The organism is Xenorhabdus thuongxuanensis (assembly GCF_001908095.1).
Taxonomy (GTDB): domain Bacteria; phylum Pseudomonadota; class Gammaproteobacteria; order Enterobacterales; family Enterobacteriaceae; genus Xenorhabdus; species Xenorhabdus thuongxuanensis.
The window spans coordinates 1-1003 of record NZ_MKGR01000085.1; the positions used below are offsets into that span (position 1 = coordinate 1).

A 1003-nucleotide genomic window follows, 5' to 3' on the forward strand; every position below is an offset into this window, starting at 1 on the left:
TTGGCTGGAAAAATGCCGACGATTGTGGAAGAACTGTGAGAGATATTTGAATACCAGCCTTCAGTTCGTCAATCTGGCATTTCTCGTCGTGTTGCTGCGCAGAAAAAATACTGAATAGGCTGTTAAGCTTGTTTACCGAGAATATTAATGCCGATATTTTCTATGCGTGGATGACGCAAGATTTGCTGCCAAAGCTTCCACACGGCGCCGTGATAGTGATGGACAATGCGCCTTTCCATAAACGGAATGACACGGCACAAGCGATAGCAGACAGCAGATGTCAACGGGAATGGCTTCCCGCTTATAGTCCGGATTTGAACCCGATAGAACACAAATGGGGCGGAGCAAAAGCGATCAGGAGGCAAAAAAGATGTTCAGTTGATGAGTTGTTTACGGAGCATATTGAATATGTCAGGTTATGATGATTCTGCTATAGCTCATGCGGTGCTGGCGGTCTTGCGGATACGGGAGAAAAAAAACACCGGCAGGATGGGTAGCCCTGAGTATCCCGGAACTGCGTAAGCTGTTGTCAAAATTGATGGAAAAAACGGGAGAGGCAGTCGAACAGATTTTACATTGGTCAGACTGGCGACGACGACACCAATACTATGCACAACAATGTCATTACCGTCGTCGGAATAACCCTATGGTGACAGAGCAATTACGGCTGTAGTATTAGGCACTATAAGGCTGGAATTGAGAGGATCCACGCCTCACCTCTCAATTCCAGCATGGTGCCAAGGGCTAAGTGATTGGGATGGGTGAGTAGACCTATCCGGTCACCCAGATAGGCCCCTCCTCAGAACCGGACGTGCGGAACTACCGCATCCGGCTCCCGACAGATCCGTGTCCCCACACATATTCAGCGAGAACTGAACATTGAATGCGTTTTCCAACGCGATGGATAACCTAGCATTTTCAAGATCAGATTCAGCTTTTTCCACGTCAGTCGGCGACGCCCACCTTGACGGTTGAACCATCTGTAGATTATTCGCGTACTTTG

Annotated in this window: 2 protein-coding genes and 2 pseudogenes; 3 read left to right on the forward strand and 1 reads right to left on the reverse strand. The window is 48.3% G+C overall.

Going from position 1 to position 1003, the window contains the following annotated elements; all coding sequences use genetic code 11:
- The 3 genes and pseudogenes from Xentx_RS19040 to Xentx_RS19045 all read left to right on the forward strand — a co-directional run.
- Positions 1-118: pseudogene (locus tag Xentx_RS19040) on the forward strand (IS5/IS1182 family transposase); the annotation flags it as partial.
- Positions 119-128: 10 nt separating this feature from the next.
- Complete coding sequence (locus tag Xentx_RS18115) at positions 129-422, forward strand: transposase (protein WP_244149911.1); 294 nt, start codon at positions 129-131, stop codon at positions 420-422.
- Between the two features lie 17 nt (positions 423-439).
- A complete protein-coding gene (locus Xentx_RS19045) occupies positions 440-673 on the forward strand; it encodes a hypothetical protein (protein ID WP_075968104.1) in 234 nt (77 codons plus the stop codon).
- A gap of 189 nt (positions 674-862) precedes the next feature.
- Here Xentx_RS19045 and Xentx_RS19050 read toward each other — a convergent pair.
- Positions 863-1003 (reverse strand): annotated as a pseudogene (locus Xentx_RS19050) (group II intron reverse transcriptase/maturase); the annotation flags it as partial.